The 19,152-nt window shown below is 66.0% G+C and carries 18 protein-coding genes and 3 tRNA genes; 11 read left to right on the top strand and 10 right to left on the bottom strand.

What is annotated here, in order from left to right; genetic code table 11:
* Positions 1-87 precede the first annotated feature (87 nt).
* The 5 genes from uvrC (at position 88) to AC3WQZ_RS33220 (ending at position 4,913) form a co-directional block, all read left to right on the top strand.
* On the top strand, positions 88-2,130 hold the full coding sequence (uvrC, locus tag AC3WQZ_RS33240) for an excinuclease ABC subunit UvrC (RefSeq protein ID WP_010814698.1): 2,043 nt from the start codon (positions 88-90) through the stop codon (positions 2,128-2,130).
* A 103-nt stretch (positions 2,131-2,233) separates the two neighbouring features.
* The gene (pgsA, locus tag AC3WQZ_RS33235) at positions 2,234-2,833 is read left to right on the top strand and encodes a CDP-diacylglycerol--glycerol-3-phosphate 3-phosphatidyltransferase (protein WP_010814699.1); all 600 of its coding nucleotides are present in this window, start codon (positions 2,234-2,236) and stop codon (positions 2,831-2,833) included.
* A gap of 171 nt (positions 2,834-3,004) precedes the next feature.
* Positions 3,005-3,080, top strand: a tRNA-Gly gene (locus AC3WQZ_RS33230).
* Positions 3,081-3,200: 120 nt separating this feature from the next.
* A tRNA-Cys gene (locus AC3WQZ_RS33225) sits at positions 3,201-3,274 on the top strand.
* Between the two features lie 394 nt (positions 3,275-3,668).
* A complete protein-coding gene (locus AC3WQZ_RS33220) occupies positions 3,669-4,913 on the top strand; it encodes a cation:proton antiporter domain-containing protein (RefSeq protein ID WP_010814700.1) in 1,245 nt (414 codons plus the stop codon).
* Positions 4,914-4,931: 18 nt separating this feature from the next.
* Here the strand turns inward: AC3WQZ_RS33220 and AC3WQZ_RS33215 are convergent, their stop codons facing one another.
* Positions 4,932-5,861, bottom strand: coding sequence for a LysR family transcriptional regulator (locus tag AC3WQZ_RS33215; protein ID WP_010814701.1), 930 nt, complete (start codon positions 5,859-5,861; stop codon positions 4,932-4,934).
* A gap of 98 nt (positions 5,862-5,959) precedes the next feature.
* Here AC3WQZ_RS33215 and AC3WQZ_RS33210 point away from each other — a divergent pair, with 98 nt between their 5' ends.
* Positions 5,960-7,060, top strand: a complete 1,101-nt coding sequence (locus AC3WQZ_RS33210) for a YeiH family protein (RefSeq protein ID WP_011615714.1) — start codon at positions 5,960-5,962, stop codon at positions 7,058-7,060.
* A gap of 87 nt (positions 7,061-7,147) precedes the next feature.
* Here AC3WQZ_RS33210 and AC3WQZ_RS33205 read toward each other — a convergent pair.
* A tRNA-Leu gene (locus AC3WQZ_RS33205) sits at positions 7,148-7,234 on the bottom strand.
* 187 nt (positions 7,235-7,421) lie between these two features.
* On the opposite strand from AC3WQZ_RS33205, the gene AC3WQZ_RS33200 reads away from it, so the two are divergent.
* The 3 genes from AC3WQZ_RS33200 (at position 7,422) to AC3WQZ_RS33190 (ending at position 8,870) form a co-directional block, all read left to right on the top strand.
* The gene (locus AC3WQZ_RS33200; protein WP_011615713.1) at positions 7,422-7,775 is read left to right on the top strand and encodes a hypothetical protein; all 354 of its coding nucleotides are present in this window, start codon (positions 7,422-7,424) and stop codon (positions 7,773-7,775) included.
* A 271-nt stretch (positions 7,776-8,046) separates the two neighbouring features.
* Positions 8,047-8,304 (top strand): hypothetical protein, encoded by a 258-nt coding sequence (locus tag AC3WQZ_RS33195; RefSeq protein WP_010814704.1) that lies wholly within the window; start codon positions 8,047-8,049, stop codon positions 8,302-8,304.
* 158 nt (positions 8,305-8,462) lie between these two features.
* Positions 8,463-8,870, top strand: a complete 408-nt coding sequence (locus AC3WQZ_RS33190) for a heme-binding protein (protein ID WP_010814705.1) — start codon at positions 8,463-8,465, stop codon at positions 8,868-8,870.
* Between the two features lie 271 nt (positions 8,871-9,141).
* Here the strand turns inward: AC3WQZ_RS33190 and AC3WQZ_RS33185 are convergent, their stop codons facing one another.
* From AC3WQZ_RS33185 to AC3WQZ_RS33170, 4 genes are all read right to left on the bottom strand, one after another.
* On the bottom strand, positions 9,142-9,471 hold the full coding sequence (locus AC3WQZ_RS33185) for a hemin uptake protein HemP (protein WP_010814706.1): 330 nt from the start codon (positions 9,469-9,471) through the stop codon (positions 9,142-9,144).
* 241 nt (positions 9,472-9,712) lie between these two features.
* A complete protein-coding gene (locus AC3WQZ_RS33180) occupies positions 9,713-10,126 on the bottom strand; it encodes an ExbD/TolR family protein (RefSeq protein ID WP_010814707.1) in 414 nt (137 codons plus the stop codon).
* A gap of 21 nt (positions 10,127-10,147) precedes the next feature.
* Positions 10,148-10,876, bottom strand: a complete 729-nt coding sequence (locus AC3WQZ_RS33175; protein WP_010814708.1) for a MotA/TolQ/ExbB proton channel family protein — start codon at positions 10,874-10,876, stop codon at positions 10,148-10,150.
* Between the two features lie 62 nt (positions 10,877-10,938).
* Positions 10,939-11,598, bottom strand: coding sequence for an energy transducer TonB (locus AC3WQZ_RS33170; protein WP_492301976.1), 660 nt, complete (start codon positions 11,596-11,598; stop codon positions 10,939-10,941).
* A 486-nt stretch (positions 11,599-12,084) separates the two neighbouring features.
* Here AC3WQZ_RS33170 and AC3WQZ_RS33165 point away from each other — a divergent pair, with 486 nt between their 5' ends.
* Entirely contained in the window at positions 12,085-14,385 is a 2,301-nt protein-coding gene (locus tag AC3WQZ_RS33165) for an AAA family ATPase (RefSeq protein WP_011615711.1), read from the top strand.
* 20 nt (positions 14,386-14,405) lie between these two features.
* On the opposite strand, the gene murI is transcribed toward AC3WQZ_RS33165, so the two are convergent.
* The 4 genes from murI to AC3WQZ_RS33145 form a co-directional block, all read right to left on the bottom strand.
* Complete coding sequence (gene murI / locus AC3WQZ_RS33160) at positions 14,406-15,215, bottom strand: glutamate racemase (RefSeq protein ID WP_010814712.1); 810 nt, start codon at positions 15,213-15,215, stop codon at positions 14,406-14,408.
* A 98-nt stretch (positions 15,216-15,313) separates the two neighbouring features.
* Positions 15,314-16,837 carry a fumarate hydratase gene (locus tag AC3WQZ_RS33155; protein ID WP_010814713.1) on the bottom strand — a complete coding sequence of 508 codons (1,524 nt, stop codon included), beginning with the start codon at positions 16,835-16,837 and terminating at the stop codon, positions 15,314-15,316.
* Between the two features lie 201 nt (positions 16,838-17,038).
* The gene (locus tag AC3WQZ_RS33150) at positions 17,039-17,581 is read right to left on the bottom strand and encodes a TIGR00645 family protein (RefSeq protein WP_037024644.1); all 543 of its coding nucleotides are present in this window, start codon (positions 17,579-17,581) and stop codon (positions 17,039-17,041) included.
* Positions 17,582-17,686: 105 nt separating this feature from the next.
* Positions 17,687-18,646 (bottom strand): DMT family transporter, encoded by a 960-nt coding sequence (locus AC3WQZ_RS33145; RefSeq protein WP_011615710.1) that lies wholly within the window; start codon positions 18,644-18,646, stop codon positions 17,687-17,689.
* Positions 18,647-18,940: 294 nt separating this feature from the next.
* On the opposite strand from AC3WQZ_RS33145, the gene AC3WQZ_RS33140 reads away from it, so the two are divergent.
* Positions 18,941-19,152, top strand: a 212-nt coding sequence (locus AC3WQZ_RS33140) for an acetyl-coenzyme A synthetase N-terminal domain-containing protein (RefSeq protein ID WP_492297541.1), incomplete at its 3' end; no start/stop codon positions are given.

Here is a 19,152-nt window from a genome sequence, read left to right as displayed (position 1 = left end):
GGGCGCGCGCTGAATTGCTCTAAACTTGCGATTTTAGAGGCCATGCCGTTTTGATGCGCGCAGGCCGTGTAGCGGTCACCGTCCCCAATGTCCGACCAGCAACCCGATTCCCCAAATCCCGCCGACGAAGTTCCGGCCGAAGCGGCGGCCGCCCGGCCAGCCGAGGTGACTGCCGAGGCGGCTGCTGAAGCGCCGCCGGAGCCGTTCGACCCGCGCCCGGTCATTTCCCGCCTGCCCGGCCTGCCGGGCGTGTACCGCTATTTCGACGCGGCAGGCAATGTGCTGTACGTGGGCAAGGCGCGCGACCTGAAGAAGCGGGTGTCGAGCTACTTCAACAAGACCCAGTTGTCGCCGCGTATTGCGATGATGGTGGCGCGCATTGCCCGCATCGATACCACGGTGGTGCGCACCGAGGCCGAGGCGCTGCTGCTCGAGAACAACCTGATCAAGGCGCTGGCGCCGCGCTATAACATCCTGTTCCGCGACGACAAATCGTACCCGTTCCTGAAGCTGACCGGGCACCGCTTCCCGCGCATGGCGTACTACCGCGGCGCCACCGACCGCAAGCATCAGTACTTCGGGCCGTTCCCGAGCGCCTATGCGGTGCGCGAGAGCATGCAGATCCTGCAGAAGGTGTTCCAGCTGCGCACCTGCGAGGACACCGTCTTCAACAACCGCACGCGGCCGTGCTTACTGCACCAGATCCATCGCTGCACCGGTCCGTGCGTCAACGCCATCAGCGAAGAGGACTACGCGCGCGACGTCGCCAATGCGGCGCGCTTCCTGCAAGGCCGCCAGACCGAGGTGCTGGAAGGCCTGCAGGGCAAGATGGAACAGCACGCCGAGCGGCTGGAGTTCGAGCAGGCCGCGGCCGTGCGCGACCAGATCGCGGCGCTGTCGACCGTGCTCAAGCGCCAGGCGGTGGAAGAGGTAGGCGGGCAGGCGCGCGACATCGACGTGCTGGCCGTCGCCGTGGAGGGCGGGCGTGCCTGCGTCAACCTGGCCATGGTGCGCGGCAGCCGCCATCTGGGCGACAAGGCCTACTTCCCGGCCCATGCCGACGAAGCGGCGATGATCGTCGAGGATGCCGATGAGCGCGAGGATGACAGCGCCGCCGCCGCGCCGCCGCTGACCGTCGACCGCATCGCCACCCGGGTGCTGTCGGCCTTCATGGTGCAGCACTACCTGGAGCAGCCGGCGCCGCCCATCATCGTCGTCAGCCATGCGCCGGACGATGCCACGGTGCTCGAGGCGCTGACGCTGCACGCCGGGCGCAAGGTCACGCTGGTGCGCCAGCCGCAGGGCCAGCGCAAGGTCTGGCTGGAGATGGCGCAGCAGGGCGCCGCGCTGGCGCTGTCGCGCCGGCTGGCCGAGCAGGGCAGCCAGGAGGCGCGTACGCGCGCGCTGGCCGAAACCATCGGGCTGGACCTGGAAGACCTGGCGCTGCTGCGCGTGGAATGCTTTGACATCAGCCATACCGCCGGCGAGGCCACCCAGGCATCGTGCGTGGTGTACCACCACCACGACATGCAGAACAGCGAATACCGCCGCTACAACATCCAGGACATCATTCCCGGCGATGACTACGCGGCCATGCGCCAGGTGCTGACGCGGCGCTACCAGAAGCTGGTCGAGCAGATCCAGGAAGACGGCGGCATGGAGGCCGGCAGCGAAGCCGCGGCGCAGGTGCCGCAGATCGTGCTGATCGACGGCGGCAAGGGACAGGTCGAGGTGGCACGGCAGGTGTTCGAAGAACTCGGGCTGGATATCGGCCTGCTGGTCGGCGTGGCCAAGGGCGAGGGCCGCAAGGTCGGCCTGGAGACGCTGGTGTTCGCCGATGGCCGTCCGTCGCTGGAACTGGGGCAGGGCAGCGCCGCGCTGATGCTGGTGGCGCAGATCCGCGACGAGGCGCACCGCTTTGCCATCACCGGCATGCGCGCGCGCCGCGCCAAGACGCGCACCACCTCGAGGCTGGAAGAGATCGAGGGCATCGGCGCGCGCCGGCGCCAGAAGCTGCTGACCCGCTTCGGTGGGCTGCGCGGCGTGATGGCCGCCAGCATCGACGAACTGGCCAGCGTCGAGGGCATTTCACGCGGCCTGGCCGAAGAGATCTACAGGCAGTTGCACTGAGCGCGCGGGGCCGCGCGGTGGGAAATTGACCAGTGATGGTCGATTGGTCCGGAAATCGGCGACAATCGCAAGATTGGTTACCGTCCCCCGCCGCCCGAGTTCCATGCCCTTCAATTTCCCGATCCTGCTGACCTGGCTTCGCGTCGCCATGATTCCCCTGGTGGTTGGCGTGTTCTACCTGCCCGACGCGTGGTTGCCGATGCACGCCAAGAACCTGACGGCGGCGTCGTTCTTCATCATTGCCGCGGTCACGGACTGGCTGGACGGGTTCCTTGCGCGGCGCTGGAACCAGACCTCGTCGTTCGGGGCCTTCCTGGATCCGGTCGCCGACAAGCTGATGGTGACGGCGGCGCTGCTTTCGCTGCTGGCACTGGGCCGGGTCACGGACCTGATCGCGCTGGTGATCATCGGGCGCGAGATCACCATTTCGGCTCTGCGTGAATGGATGGCGCAGATCGGCGCTTCCAAGAGCGTCGCGGTGAACTTCCTCGGCAAGCTCAAGACCACGGTGCAGATGGTGGCGATCCCGCTGCTGCTGTACAGCGACCGCCTGTTCGGCTTCGATGCCCACCTGCTCGGCACGTGGATGATCTACGTGGCGGCGGTGCTGACGCTGTGGTCGATGTTCTATTACATGAAGCTGGCCTGGCCGCAAATCCGCGAGCGCAGCGGGATGGTGGCGCGCGCCGGCGCGCAGAAATGAAAAGAATTTTTGAAAAGGTGTTGACGGCGAGAGCAGTTCTTTGCATAATCTCATTCTCGTTGCTGACGACACAAACGAAAGCAGCGAGATAAGGTGGGTTTGGCGCAAGATGTTGTGAGATAGCAGCGTGTTGCGGCATAAAACACCTTATTGGAATTCGGTAGTGCCCCTGCGGGAGTAGCTCAGTTGGTAGAGCGCAACCTTGCCAAGGTTGAGGTCGCGAGTTCGAGACTCGTCTCCCGCTCCAATCCCCAAAGGGAAGCACCGCTTCCCTTTTTGTTTGGGTTGAATCGCCGCAAGACATTGCCGGAAGCTGCGCTCCGGCAGCATCGGCTGAATGCGGATACAATCCAGCAGCACGTCACCTGGCGGGGTGGCAGAGTGGTTATGCAGCGGCCTGCAAAGCCGTGTACGCCGGTTCGATTCCGACCTCCGCCTCCAGTTGCATGCAGAACGGCGCCTCGCGGCGCCGTTTTTGTTTTCCGGGCCAGTTCCCTGCCTGGCCTTCAGTCAAGCAGGCGCCGGATCGTCCGCCATCTCCGCGCCTCGGGCACGTGGCGGGCATGTTACATTACTCCTGTCGTACGCTTTTCGGGGGGCTCCGCGTGATGGATAGCGGGGCAGCATGTCAATCGCCATCCCCGATCCGTGACGCGCCGCCGGCGTGTCCGGGGCCGCTGCGGCACTTCCCGTTCTTCCCCGTTCCGATGCTGCTGCCAATTGTTGCGGCGATTTCCCCGCGCTGACCGCTGGTGCGCGCCGGATGCGCTGTCGCGGTTGCCAGGGCCGGGAGCGGGTTAGTCGTTCAGCCCCTGACACGAGGAATCCCGCGCGCATGCATCACGCCACCCCGCTTATCAGTACCATCGTCGGCGGTATCGTCCTGGCCTTTATCCTTGGCGCCATCGCCAGCCGGCTGCGCCTGCCGCCGTTGATCGGCTACCTGTGCGCGGGCATCGTGGTCGGTCCGCACACGCCCGGCTATACCGCCGACCAGGCCCTGGCGCCGGAGCTGGCCGAGCTTGGCGTGATCCTGCTGATGTTCGGGGTGGGGCTGCACTTTTCGATCAAGGACCTGATGGCGGTCAAGCGCATCGCCATTCCGGGGGCGGTGGTGCAGATCGGCATCGCCACGCTGATGGGCATGCTGGTGGCCTGGGGCTTCGGCTGGTCATGGGGGCAGGGGCTGGTGTACGGACTGGCGCTGTCGGTGGCGAGCACCGTGGTGCTGCTAAAGGCCTTGCAGGAGCGTGACCTGGTGGAGTCGCCGCAGGGCCGCATCGCGGTCGGCTGGCTGATCGTGGAAGACCTGGCGATGGTGCTGGCCCTGGTGCTGCTGCCGGCCATGGCAGGTCTGCTGGCGGCTTCCGGCGTAACCTCGGGCGAAACATCGGGCGAGGCCGCGCCGGCTACCGGTGACGTGGTGCTCGCGATCTTCGCGACGCTGGGCAAGGTGGCCGCTTTCGTCGCGGTGATGCTGGTGATCGGCCGGCGCTTTATCCCGTGGATGCTGGAGCGCATCGTCTGGACCGGCAACCGCGAGATGTTCCGCCTGGGCGTGCTGGCGACGGCGCTGGGTGTGGCCTACGGCGCCTATGCGCTCTTTGGCGTGTCGTTCGCGCTGGGCGCGTTCTTTGCCGGCATGGTGCTGGCGGAGTCCGAGTTCAGTCATCGTGCGGCCGAAGAGTCGCTGCCGCTGCGCGATGCCTTCGCCGTGCTTTTCTTCGTATCCGTGGGCATGCTGTTCGACCCGATGGTGCTGGTCAACGATCCGTGGGGCGTGCTGGCGACGGTGTTTATCATCGTGGTGGGCAAGTCGCTGGCGGCGCTGGGCATCGTGCGTGCCTTCGGGCATTCCGGGCAGACCGGCATGACCATTGCCGTGAGCCTGGCGCAGATCGGCGAGTTCTCGTTCATTCTCGCCAGCCTCGGCGTCTACCTGAAGATCCTGCCCGAGCGCGGCCAGGCGCTGATCCTGGCCGGGGCGCTGCTGTCGATCATGCTCAATCCGGTGCTGTTCCACCTGCTCGACCTGTACACGGCGCGGCGCAATCGCAGCGCGGATCCGCAGCCGGCCTGACCGGAGCCTGGGTGCGGCTCAGCCGCCGATCCGCGGCGCCATGGTGCGCAGGTATTCGGTAAAGGCCAGCAGCCCCTGGGTCGGGAACTTGTCCTGGTGCACCACCAGCTGCAGCGGCCGCACGATGCGTGGCAGGCCGTCGCGGATCGCCACCAGCGTGCCGCGCTCCAGTTCATCGCGCACCACATGCAGCGACAGGCAGCTGACGCCGAAGCCGCTCATCACTGCGCGCTTGATGGCTTCGGCGTTGCCCAGCTCCAGCGCGAAGCGCAGCTCGCCCAGCAGCGGCACCAGCCGTTCCTCGATGACCTCGCGCGTGCCCGAGCCCGGCTCGCGCACGATCCACTCGGCATCGCGCAGCGCCACCAGGTCGTGCGGCACGGCCGCAAGCGGATGCGAGGGGCCGACTACCACCACCATCTCGTCATCGCACCAGGGCACGCTGCGCAGGTCGCGCTCATGGCTGGCGCCTTCGACCAGGCCGATATCGGCGTCGAACTGCAGCAACGATTGCAGCACCTCGCGGGTATTGCCGATGCGCAGGTCCAGCGTGCACGGGCCGCTGCGCGAATGGCGGAAGCCCGCCAGCAGCGGCGGCAGGATGTAGCTGCCTATGGTATTGCTGGCCGCGATGCGCAGCTGCACGCCGGTCTGGGTGGCAAAGCGCTCCAGTTCCTGGGCCTGGTCCAGCAGCGACAGCGCGCGCGGGAAAAACTGGCGGCCGGTCTCGTTGATGCTGAGCCGACGGGCCACGCGGTCGAACAGCGGGCTGTCGAGCGCGCGCTCAAGCTCGGCCAGCGAGGCGCTGACGGCCGACTGCGACATCGCAAGTGCCTGCGCCGCCGCCATGGTGCTGCCATGCTGGGCCACGGCAACGAAGACGGACAGCTGGCGCAGCGTCAGGCGCAGGGGACGATGTTCGGGCCGGGGATCGGGGCGGTGGTCCATATCGATATAATCAATAATGCATAACGATATTACCCGTTTTACGGGTTAGCGGGGGGCCAGTACGCTTGAGTCACTAAAGAACACGACCCGAGCCTGCCATGTCCTCCGTCTCCGCCCCCCGCACTCGCACCACCCCGGCCGCCGCGCCGGCCTTGCCGCCGCCGTGGTCGCAGCGCCTGCTGACGCTGGTACCGCTGGGCGGCATTGCCTGGCTGGCGATTGCGCTGGCCGAGCATCCGGCCGTGGCGCGCTACGGGCTCAGCGCGCTGACGCTGGCCATGTGCGCCGGCATGGTCGCGGCCAACACGCTGCCGCGCCACTGGCTGGCGCCGCTGGCCCCCGGCATGCAGGTCGCACGCCACCACCTGCTGCGGCTGGGCGTGGCGCTGTACGGGCTGCGCCTGACCTTTGCCTCGATTGTCGCCCTGGGCCTGCCGGGCATCGTGGTGCCGCTGACCATGCTGGTGGCCACGCTGCTGTTCGGCACCTGGGTGGGTACGACGTTCTTCGGCCTGAGCCGCCGCGAAGCGATCCTGGTCAGCTCCGGCAGCGCCATCTGCGGTGCCGCCGCGGCCATCGCCGTATCGTCGGTGGTGCGCACCGACGACAAACAGACCGCCGTGGCGGTGGCGACGGTGGTGCTGTTCGGCACCGTCGGCATGCTGCTTTATCCCTATCTGTACGAACTGGCGACCGGCCACTGGCACTGGGCCGTCAGCGAGCGCATGTTCGGCATCTTTACCGGCGCGACGCTGCACGAGGTGGCCCAGGTGATCGCCGCCGGCAAGATGATCAGCGAGCCGACCGCCGACGCTGCCGTGGTGGCCAAGATGGTGCGCGTGCTGGCATTGGGCCCGCTGCTGCTGGTGATGGCGCTGTGGCCGCAGGGCGGCGAGCAAGCCGAGCAAGGCACCGCAGGCGGCAGCCGCCTGCATGGCATCCTGAAGTCGGTGCCGTGGTTCGCGGTGGGGTTTGTCGCAGTGATGGCGGTCAACTCGGCCGGCACCGTGCCCACTGCCTGGAAGGCGCCGCTGATCGCGCTGGACAACTGGCTGCTGGCCTGCGCGATGCTGGCGATCGGCCTGCACACCCGCATCGGCGATCTGGTGCGCGCCGGACGCAAGCCGCTGGCGCTGGCCGGTGTGCTGTTCGTGTTCCTGATGGGGGTGGGTGCGCTGATGTGCTACGCGATGGCCTGACGCGCGCGGAGCTGAAGGCAGCAAAAGAAGGGGGCCGATGGCCCCTTCTTTTATTTTGAAGCGGGGGCGGAGGGGGGCTGTACACCCTGGTGCGGCCGACGGGACTCGAACCCGTAAGCCTGGAAAGGCGGCAGATTTTAAGTCTGCTGAGTCTACCAATTTCTCCACGGCCGCACGGCAAGCCCGGTATTGTGGTGGCTCGGCATCCCGGATGCAAGCGCGTTACTGCTGCGGGCGCCTGGCGCGCGAAAAAGTGACGCCGCTGTTACGGCTGGTAACAATGTCGACCTTGCCGTTGCACCTGGAAAATTCCGAACCCCTACAATACGGATTAAGAGAAATCTCACTTTGAGAGGCGGATATGAAACGTTGGTGGCTCGTAGCATTCGGTGTCGCAGCCGGGCTTGCTTCCGGGGCAGCAATGGCCCATGTGAGCGTCGGCGTGGCAATCGGCGTGCCGGGCGTAGTGGTTGGCGCGCCCGCCTATTATCCGCCAGCCCCGGCTTACTATGCACCGCCGCCTGTCGTGGTGGCACCTGCGCCGGTCTACTACGGCCCGCCCCCGGTGGTGGTACGACCGCGTCCGGTCTATTACGGTCCTGGCTACTACGGCCCGCCGCGCTATTACGGCGGCCACCGCGGCTACTATGGCCCGCCGGGATACCATCGTGGCCGTGGGCATGGCCATGGTCATGGCCGTTGGCGCGACGACTGATCGCCCGTTCGAGCTGCGCAAGCTTTTTAAAAGAGAAGGGGCCCTCCGGGGTCCTTTCTTTTTTCCTGCCGCACTGCGACATGAGGCGCTGAAGCCAGTTCCCGGAAATTCGACCCCTTGCTGAGCGTAGTCAAATTATTTGAACAGACTGCTCAAAGCGTCACCTCTATCGTCATAAGGGTTTTCCCCTAAACTACCGTTGTGACATCGTGATGACGGCACCGCCAAGTGCTGTACGGTGCCTCGACTAACAATAGCAAGGGGAATATCCATGAAGATCACACAAGCCGTTGCTGCCGTCGCAGCCCTGGCCGCGCTGGGCGCGCTTTCCACCTCCGCATTTGCCGCCGTCGGCAAGGTCGATCCGTACCTGGACGGCGCCAGGGTCGGCAAGACGGACCCGTACACCGATGGTGCCAAGATGGGCAAGGTTGATCCGTTCACCGACGGTGCCCGCCTCGGCAAGCCCGATCCATACACCGATGGCGCGCGCATGGGCAAGCCGGATCCGTACTCGGACGGCGCCTGAATCGCTGTTGTCCGTCCATGATGAATGGCCCGCCAAGCGCGGGCCATTTTTGTTTTTCCCCGCGCTCCGGCGCACCGCAATGGGGCGCCTGTCATGACGATGGCGGGGGTGCGGCGCTATACTTCGGCCTCAACCAAATGAATGACCAGGAGAGTGGCATGCAGCAAAAGACGGTTCTGACGGCAGACGACGTGAAGAAGATCATGGCCGCTGCGGAAACCGAGGCGAAGAATCATCAATGGGCCGTGTCGATCGTCGTGGTGGACGATGGCGGCCATCTGCTGGCGATGCAGCGCCTGGATGGTGCCGCGCCGATCTCGGCCTATATTGCCGGCGAAAAGGCCCGTACCTCGGCGCTGGGCCGTCGCGAGTCGAAGGTATACGAAGACATGATCAACAACGGCCGCTACTCGTTCATGACGGCGCCGGTGCTGCAAGGCATGCTGGAGGGCGGCGTGCCCATCGTCTGCAACGATCAGGTGGTCGGTGCCGTGGGCGTGTCGGGCGTGAAGTCGACCGAAGACGCGCAGATCGCGCGTGCCGGCATCGCTGCGCTGGGCCTGTAAAGCCCTTGCGCCGGCCACTGTGCCGGCGCATGAAAATGCCCCGCAGGCATGGCCTGCGGGGCGGCATAAAAGAGGGCATGGCTGGGTACGGTCGGCCCGGCGTGGGGTCTGAATCCCGCCCGCGGCACCAGTACCTGGCTACTGCCCAACACCTCGTTCCGAGGTGGTCCCCACAAAAGTCTTTACTGCCACGTACGTGGCACCCGCGCCCAACGCGGGTCTAGATCGCTTCCCTCTGGCTTCAACCTTGCGGTATCGCCGCGGGGCCGCGTCATTTCGTCAGGATCAGCTTGCCGTAGCGCGTGACGCGCAGCGTGTAGACATCGCCGTTGTGCAGGATCGGCAGGGTGCTGGCGCCGCGCATGATGGCATCCAGGGCCACCGCCTCGCCGGCAGGCGCTGGCGACAGGCTGTCGCGCACCAGTGCCTCGAGCCGGGCGGGCAGGGCCGCCACCGCGGACTTCACGGATGCGATGGTCGACGGTGCCGCCTTCGCGCTGGCCTCGCGGCGCGGTTGCGCGGCGACCTCGACGCGGCGCAGCGACAGCCGGCGGCGGGTGACTTCACGCGGTTGCGACAGCGGCAGGGAAAGTGTGCTCATCTTCTGGCTCCGTTCTGCAAAAAGGGCGCGCCGGTCATGGCGCAGTCGATGGAAAGATATTAAATGAGAATTGTTATCATTACAATAGCCTCTGACTAAGATTCGCGGAACGACCAAGTGCGGTTAGAAGGGGGGCGCAAGAGGCGACGCAGCGCAGGCTGGCGCCATGACTCGGCGGCATCAACGACAAAGGGCACCCTGAGGTGCCCTTTGTCGTTCCGGAGCGCCTGGCGGCGCCCGCCTACTGCTTGGGTTCGGTGATAAAGCCGATCTTGCCCAGGCCGCCGTGCTGCGCGGCGGCCATGACCTCGGCCACGCGCTCGTAGCGCACCTCGCGGTCCGCGCGCAGGTGCAGCTCAGGCTGCGGCTGCTGCTGCGCGGCCAGCGCGATATTGCTTGCCAGCGTGGCCTGGTCCACTTCCACCTGGTTCCAGAAGACCTTGCCGGCAGCGTCGATCGAGACGTTGATGTTCTGCGGCTTCGGGTCGTTCGGGGTGTTGGTGGCGCGCGGCAGGTCGATCTTCACCGCGTGGTTGATCACGGGGATGGTGATGATGAAGATGATCAGCAGCACCAGCATGACGTCGACCAGCGGCGTCATGTTGATCTCGCTCATCACCTCGTCGTCGTCGCCGTCGAGAGTACCGAATGCCATGATGACTTCCTTGCTTGCGGTTTAGCGCTGAGCCGCGGCCAGGCGCACGGTACCGTCCTCGGCGCGGGCGCCGGTGGGGCGCACGCGCGCGCCGGTGACGAAGTAGGCGTGCAGGTCGTGGGCAAAGCGGTTGAGCTTCGAGATCACCGACTTGTTGCCGCGGGTGAGGGCGTTATAGCCCAGCACGGCGGGAATTGCCACGGCCAGGCCGAAGGCGGTCATGATCAGCGCCTCGCCCACGGGACCGGCCACTTTGTCGATGGTCGGCACGCCCGAGGCGCCGATGCCGATCAGAGCGTGGTAGATGCCCCACACGGTGCCGAACAGGCCCACGAACGGTGCGGTCGAGCCCACCGAAGCCAGCACTGCCAGGCCCGATTGCATGTGCGCCACCGAGTCGTCGATGGAGCTCTTGAGCGAGCGGGTCAACCAGTCGGAGATATCCATCACGTCGTGCAGCTGCGGCTGGCTGGCGCGGTGGTGCTGGGCGGCCTCCTTGCCGGCGATGGCCAGCGTGCGGAACGGGTTGGAGTCGCCGGCGCCCAGGGTTTCGAGCGCGTGGTCGAAATCGTCCGAATGCCAGAAGCGCTTTTCCGCGCCGTGCGCCATCTTCTTCAGGCGCACCAGATCCCACGCCTTGGTAAGGATCACGATCCATGAGGCGAGCGACATGATCAGCAGAATGATCGCGGTCGCACGCATGACGAAGTCGCCTTGCGTCCAGAGGTGGGAGAGTCCGAGGTCCTGCATGTGTTGGTTCCTGGTGAGTTCGCTTGGTTTAGGTCAGATCAGAGATCGGAAATCTGGGGCGGTCAGTTCAGTTCGAAGCCAATCGGCTGCTGCGCCGTGACGGCGACGGCGCGGCCGTTGTCCATGTAAGGCTTGCAGCGCATGGCCTGCACGGCCTCTACCGCGGCCTGGTCCAGGCGCGATGAACCGCTCGAGGATACGACGGAAGTCTTCACGACCTTGCCGCTTTCGTCGGTGGTCAGGCGCACCACGGCCTTGCCGGTCTCGCCCATGCGGCGTGACAGGGAAGGATACTTCGGTTGCGGCGCCGTGCACTGGATTTCGCCGATGCCGACCGCACGCGGCGCGGCGGATACCGGCGCCGGGGCGGGCTCAGGTGCCGGTGCCGGGGGTGCCGGCGGCGCGGGAGGAGCCTCGGGCGCGTTCGGTGTTGGCGGCAGGCTGGCTACCGGCTGCGGGGTTGGCTTGGGCTGCGGCGGGGTCGGCTTGGGCGTGGTCACCTTCACCTGCTTGGGCGGGGTTTCCTGCTTGGGCTTGGGTTTGGGCGGCTCCGGCGGGGCTTCCTGCTTGGGAGGCTCCAGCGGGATGATGCGCGCGACGATTTCCGGCGAGATCACCGCCTCGGTCAGCTTGCGGCCCAGGCCGCTTTGGATCAGGTAGAGCAGGCCGACGTGGAACAGCAGTACGGCGAGCGTAATCTTGAGGAAGCGTTGGTCGAACATGTGTCAACAACAAAAGTCTGCCAGCGGTGGCACCGCGGCGGCGCTGTGCGCCGTCACTTGCGATAAAACAGGATCAGCGAGATGCCGCAACCAACCAGCAGGCTAAGCAGCAATTCCATGATAAACGCTCCTTCAACTGGGTTGCCGTGGGAGCGCCACTCTGGGGCAGCGTGTCAGCGGGCTAGTATAAACGATAATGATTCTTATTTTTTGTAATTTGTGCGTCGCAACTGGAATTTTCTGGCCCGGCACGTTATACCGGCAAGTCCAGGCAGCATTTCGGGAGGTGATGCAGCGGTGCATGCGCGCTGGCGCGCTCTGGCACTTTGCTGCGCTTCGGTGCCCCAGGCCACAATTGCCGGTGCCCGTGGCGCACAGGCATGCGCGGTCGGTACCAAAGCGCGCTAGCATAGGAAGAAACTGCAGACGTGGCGGTGCCCCGGTCGCGGCCCCGCCATCGCGCACAGCGCGCTCGGGGACCCGTTCATGGACTTCACACGTTTTGCTGAAGATGACCGATCGACGATTCTGCGCTCCATGCCTGGCACATCGTCCAGTTCAGCATTGGACTGGATGTGCGCGCAGTTTGCCCTGCGCGTGGTCTGCGCGCTGGGCCCGCGCTTCAACCTGCGCAGCAATATCAACGATGTCCTGACCGTCAGCGCGCAGGAGATGGTGTGGCCGTACGGCGTGGTGCTGCGCGTGCAGCGCTTCCTGGCCGCGCGCTGCGCCGACATGCCCGCCTGGAAGGGCACCGCTCGCCTGACCCCTGAGGAATTCCTGGACCGCCACGGCCAATGGAACAGCGCTTTCGACGAAAGCGCGCTGTTCTATTACCTGGACGAGTACGTCAAGCACCACGCCAAGGACATGTTCGCCGTGTTCGACGCTTCGGCCGCTGCCATCGCCCAGCGCCTGGAAGGCGAGCGCGTGCTGCTGGTGCGCAATATCGACATGCTTAGCCATGTGCTGGACCTGCCCGAGCACGAGCGCAAGCTGCTGCTGTACGCGGCGCTGGCCAAGTACAAGCGCGACCTGCGCGCGGTGATGGTCGACTGCAAGGTGGCGCACAGCCAGGAAGCGTTCCAGATCCTGGCCGGGCTGACCGGCGCCGGCGCGGCCGACGTGGCCGCCTCGCTGCGCCCGGGCTCGCGGCTGGAGACGCTGAACCTGATCGAACAGCCGCTGCCGGAAAACAGCGTGACCGACCTGGGCGACCTGATGCGGCTCTCGGACCGGCTGCTGCACGTGCTGCTGGGCAACTACGCCAACGAAGCCGAGATGATGGCGGTCTTCACCCGCCCGGCCGCGCCGCCCACGCTGACCACTGCCGACTATCCCCATGTCGAGACCGACGCGCGCTACCTGTGCGCGCTGCTGTCCAATGCCACGCGCCAGCATGCGAGCGGAGTCAACGTGCTGATCTACGGGCCGCCCGGCACCGGCAAGACCGAGTTCGCGCGGCTGCTGGCGCGCGAGGCGGGCTGCGAGCTGTATGAAGTCGATTGCCTGGACCGCGACGGCAACAGCCTGTCGGGCAAGGACCGCTACCGCTCGCTGCAGGTGTCGCAGGCCTTCCTGCGCGGGCGTGCCCATACCGCGCTGCTGTTCGATGAGGTGGAAGACGTCTTCCCGGGCAGCGCGCGCGAGCTGATGAGCCTGTTCGGCCAGGAAGACACGCGCGCCTCGGTCAACGGCAAGGCCTGGGTCAACCAGACGCTAGAGCAGAACCCGGTGCCGGTGATCTGGATCTCGAATTCGATCCGGCAGATCGACCCGGCCTACCTGCGCCGTTTCCAGTTCCACCTGGAGCTGAAGATCCCGCCGCCGCTGGTGCGCGAGAACATCATCCGCAAGCACCTGGGCGGGCTGGACGTCAGCGACGCATTTATCACCGGGCTGGCCGGGCGCAAGACGCTGACGCCCGCGCAGGTGCAGTCGGCCGCGCGCTTTGTCGAGCTGGCACGGCCCGACGTGGAAGAGCCGGTGGAAGCGCTGATCCTGCGCCAGCTGGAACACGCCGACCGCGCCATGGGTCTGCGCCCCGAGGCCGAGGCGCGGCCGGTGGTCACGCACTACCGGCTGGAGAACCTGCACCTGGAAACCCGCTACGAGGTGGTCAAGATCGTCGACGCGCTGCGCGTGCGCCAGCGCGGCACGCTGTGCTTCTACGGCCCGCCCGGCACCGGCAAGACCGCGCTGGCCGAGCATATCGCGTCCGAGCTGGACCTGCCACTGATGATCCGCCGCGCCTCCGACCTGATGAGCAAATATGTGGGCGAGACCGAGCAGCAGATCGCCGCCATGTTCGCGCGCGCCGAAGAGGATGGGGCGGTGCTGCTGCTGGATGAGGCCGACAGCTTCATGCAGAGCCGCCAGCAGGCGGTGCGCAACTATGAGATCTCCGAGGTCAACGAGATGCTGCAGGGCATGGAGCGCTTTAACGGCATCTTTATCTGCACCACCAACCTGTTCGACCGCATCGACGAGGCGGCGCTGCGCCGCTTCTCTTTCAAGATCCGCTTCCTGGCGCTCAAGCCCGCGCAGCGCGTGGCGATGTTTGTCGACGAGGCGCTCGACGGCGATGCCGCCGGCCTGACCGACAGCATGCGCCGTGAACTGGATACGATGGATTGCCTGACGCCGGGCGACTTCGCCACGGTCAAGCGCCAGTGTGTGCTGTTGGGCGAGGCGCTGACGCCGGATGAGTTCCTGGCACAGCTGCGCCAGGAGCACGCGATCAAGCCCGAGGTGCGGGAGCACCGGCCACTGGGCTTCCTGCAGTAGGGGAAGGCGCCGGTCAGAGGTCAGAGCGCCGGCGCCGGCTCGATCACCACGGTTTCCGCATCCGCTTCCACCTGCAGCAGCGTGGCTGCCATCGCGCGCAGGTGCGCGGCGTCCTTGGTCGAGGCAAAGCGGTCGTGCGGCGTGGCATCGGGCGCGGCGGCCAGCTTGTGTTCGGCCAGCTTGCGTGCCAGCTGGCGCGCAATGGCGCTGCCGGTGTCGACCAGTGCCAGCTGGTCGCCAACCATCGCGCGGATCGTGCCGGAGAGAAAAGGGTAGTGGGTGCAGCCCAGCACCAGCGTGTCGGCGCCGGCTTCGAGCATGGGCGTGAGGTAGGTATCGAGGCGCTCGCGCACGGCCGGGCCATCGATGTCGCCTTGCTCGATCAGCGATACCAGGCCCAGGCCGGCTTCGCAGATAAAACGGCTTTCACCATCCAGAGACGCCAGCAGGCGCGCGAACTTGGCGCTCTTGAGCGTATTGGCGGTGGCCAGCACGCCCACCACCTTGCTGCGGCTGGCCGCGGCGGCAGGTTTCAGGCCGGGTTCCACACCGATGATTGGTAGCGGCAGTTGCTTGCGCAGCAGTTCCACAGCGTGGCCGGTGGCCGTGTTGCAGGCGATCACCAGCGCCTTGCAGCCTTGGGCGATCAGCCATTCGCAGGCCTGCAGGGTGCGCGCTTCGACAAACTTCTCGGGCTTCTCGCCGTACGGGGCGTATTTCGAATCGGCGAGGTACAGCACCGATTCATGGGGCAGCAGCGCGCGGATCTCGCGCAGCACGGACAGGCCGCCAAGGCCGGAATCGAAGACGCCGATGGGTGCGGGGTTCACTGGGGTGCAGGGACGACAAGAAACAAGGTAGAAAAAAGCCGGGTCGGAACCCGGCTTCTTTTTCGAGCGCGACGGCAGATTCTACCGTCCTGCCAGGCTTACAGCGCGGCGACCGGGATCTTGCCGATCTTGGCCTGCCATTCCGCGGGGCCGGTCTTGTGCACCGAGGTGCCTTCGCTGTCCACGGCGACCGTCACCGGCATGTCCTTGACGTCGAACTCGTAGATCGCTTCCATGCCGAGGTCTTCGAAGCCGACCACCTTGGCTTCCTTGATCGCCTTGGCCACCAGGTAGGCGGCGCCGCCCACGGCCATCAGGTAGGCCGACTTGTGCTTCTTGATGGCCTCGATCGCTACCGGGCCGCGCTCGGCCTTGCCGATCATCGAGATCAGGCCGGTTTCGGCCAGCATCATCTCGGTGAACTTGTCCATGCGCGTGGCGGTGGTGGGGCCGGCCGGGCCGACTGCCTCGTCGCGCACCGGATCGACCGGGCCAACGTAGTAGATCACGCGGTTCTTGAAGTCCACCGGCAGCTTCTCGCCCTTGGCCAGCATGTCGGCGATGCGCTTGTGCGCGGCGTCGCGGCCGGTCAGCATCTTGCCATTGAGCAGCAGGGTCTGGCCCGGCTTCCACGAGGCGACTTCTTCCGGCGTCAGCGTGTTCAGGTCGACGCGCTTGGAGGTCTCGGTGTTCGGGGCCCACTCTACCTTCGGCCATTGCGACAGGTCAGGCGCTTCCAGCTTGGCCGGGCCGCTGCCGTCCAGCGTGAAGTGCACGTGGCGGGTGGCGGCGCAGTTGGGGATCATCGCGACCGGCTTGGACGCGGCGTGGGTCGGGCAGGCCATGATCTTGACGTCCAGCACGGTGGCCAGGCCGCCCAGGCCCTGCGCGCCGATGCCCAGCGCGTTGACCTTCTCGTACAGCTCGACGCGCAGTTCCTCGACCCAGTCCTTCGGGCCGCGGGCGATGATGTCCTGGATGTCGATGGACTCCATCAGCGATTCCTTGGCCATCACCATGGCCTTCTCGGCGGTGCCGCCGATGCCGATGCCCAGCATGCCCGGCGGGCACCAGCCGGCGCCCATGGTCGGCACGGTCTTCAGCACCCAGTCGACGATCGAGTCCGACGGGTTCAGCATCACGAACTTGGACTTGTTCTCCGAGCCGCCGCCCTTGGCCGCAACCTGTATGTCGACGGTGTTGCCCGGCACCACTTCGTAGTGGATCACAGCCGGGGTGTTGTCCTTGGTGTTCTTGCGGCCGCCTTCGGGCGGGCTGACGATCGAGGCGCGCAGCACGTTATCCGGATGCGTGTAGCCGCGGCGCACACCCTCGTTGATCATGTCGGTCAGGCCCATGGTGGCGCCATCCCAGCGCACGTCCATCCCCACCTTGACGAAGATCGTGACAATGCCGGTGTCCTGGCAGATCGGGCGCTTGCCCTCGGCGCACATGCGGCTGTTGGTCAGGATCTGCGCGATCGCGTCCTTGGCCGCCGGGCTCTGCTCCAGCTCATAGGCGCGGCCCAGGCTGGTGATGTAGTCCATCGGGTGGTAGTAGCTGATGTACTGCAGGGAGTCGGCGACGCTCTGGATGAGGTCTTCTTGCTTGATGACAGTCATTTTGTGGGGGAGGGCAGCGGTGAAACACAGCCTGAAATCATACACTGAGCCGGGGCGCTCTGCCCGGCTGCATACATCCGTCTACAGCCGATAATGTGCGGCAAACGCCGCTGCCTGCGTGGGGGCGGGCCCAAAAGCAAAAACCGCGGCACATGGCCGCGGTCTGGCTGGGACTAGGCGTCCGATAGCGCACTAATGTGATTAGTGCTTGGCAGCTGCGCCGGCCGGGTGCGACACCATCCGGTCCACCCAGGCCATGGCGACTGCCGACAGCAGGAAGGCAATATGGATGGCCACCTGCCACATGATGGTGTGCGTGGTCCGTTGCTCGGCATCGATAAAGGTCTTGAGCAGGTGGATCGACGAAATCCCGATCAGCGCCATCGACAGCTTGACCTTGAGCACCCCGGCGTTGACGTGGTCCAGCCATTCCGGCTCGTCCGGGTGGTTGTCGATGCCCAGGCGCGAGACAAAGGTCTCATAGCCGCCCACGATCACCATGATCAGCAGGTTGGAGATCATCACCACGTCGATCAGGCCCAGCACCACCAGCATGATCTTGTTCTCGTCGAACTCGGTCACATGCGCCAGCAGATGCCAGACCTCGACCAGGAAGTGGTAGACATAGACGCCCTGAGCCACGATCAGGCCCAGGTAAAGCGGCAATTGCAGCCAGCGCGACGCGAAGATGATGCTCGGGATCGGCCGCATGGTCTGCGGCCTGGTCATTGGATTGGAAGCCATGGGCGGGGCGGTGTCAGCGAGTTGAAAGGCGGCATGGATTGTACCAAGCGCCGATGACCGGGCGGTGTTACCGACCGTAACCGAACCGTTCGTCGCCGGCGTGGCTCAGCCCGCGGCGCCGGGATCGGCGCCGGCCGCCTTGCCGCGCCACGCGCCGCGCGCGATCCGCCCCGGCCAGCTGGCCAGCACGATCCCGGCCAGCACGCACGCCAGCGCCACCCCATGCGGCCAGCCCGGCTGCTCGCCCAGGAAGACGATGCCGTAGGTGGCAGCCGCCACCGGCAGTACCGAGGTGAACACCCCCGCCAGCTGCGCCGGCACATGGCGGATTCCCTTCATCCACAGCCAGAACGAGAACACGCTCGCCGACAGCGCATACCACAGCAGCATCAGCCAGGTCTGCGTGGGCACCGTCGACGCATCGAAGCCCAGCAGCGGCACCAGCCCCAGCGGCAGCATCAGCAGCCCGCCAATCAAATGCGTGTAGGCACAGATCTCGATCGCGGCCAGCGTCTGCGTGAGCCGGCGCGACAGGATCACGTAGATCGATTCGCACACCACCGCGCCCATGATCATCAGGTTGCCCAGCCATGCCTGGCTGCCGCTGCCGGCACCGTGCGCGTCGCCCCGGGCGATATTCAGCACGGCGATGCCGGTCATCGCCAGCAGCACCGATGCCACCGTGCGCCGCGACAGCCGTTCGCGCAGCAGCAGCCACGACAGGATCGCCACCGTGGCCGGGATGGTGCTGGTGATCACGCCGGCCGCCATGGCGCTGGTCAGCCGCACGCCATTGAGCATCAGCAGCGTAAACAGGAAGGTGCCGAAGAACGCCTGCAGGAACAGGTTCAGCCATTCCCCGCGCGAGACCCGGCGCATGCGCGCGGGCCGGTACCAGGGCGCCAGGCAGACGATGGCAATGACAAAACGCAGCAGCGCGAACAGCAGCACCGGCACATGCGCGATGATCGATTTGCCGAGGCCCACGTTGCTGCCGACCAGTGCCATCGAGGCAACCAGGAAGAGGGCGTAGACCGGGGAGAATGCTGAAGGGTTGGCGGGCACGGGTACGGCCTTGGTCGTCCGGCGGGCGCCGCGGCGCCTTGGCGCGGCCGGTGCTGAGCCGGCGGGAGCGGCAAGGGTAAGCGCCGCGATCAGGTATGGAACTCGCGGCATTATAGCTGTGCTAGCCTAATGGAGAAGGCTGCACTTTCGCGGCGCGTGCGTGGATTTTTCCCGCTGCATTGCAACAAGTTGCAGGCACGCCCCGGCCCACCGTCAGGTCTTACCGTCAGGTTTAAGTAAGCCGTCGGGCGTAACGTGGCAGCCAAAGCCAGTCCAAAATCAGGAGACAAACCTATGTCCGCCATCGAATCGGTGATGCAAGAGCATCGCGTGTTCAACCCGCCCGAAGGCTTCGCCAGCCAGGCCGCGATCCCCGGCATGGAGGCCTACCAGGCGCTGTGCGACGAAGCCGAGCGTGACTATGAAGGCTTCTGGGCGCGCCACGCGCGCGAGCTGCTGCACTGGACCAAGCCCTTCACCAAGGTGCTGGACCAAAGCAACGCACC

This window comes from Cupriavidus sp. FW305-26 (genome assembly GCF_058787975.1).
Note: the sequence above shows the minus strand (reverse complement) of the source record. Positions and strands in the feature narration are given on the sequence as shown.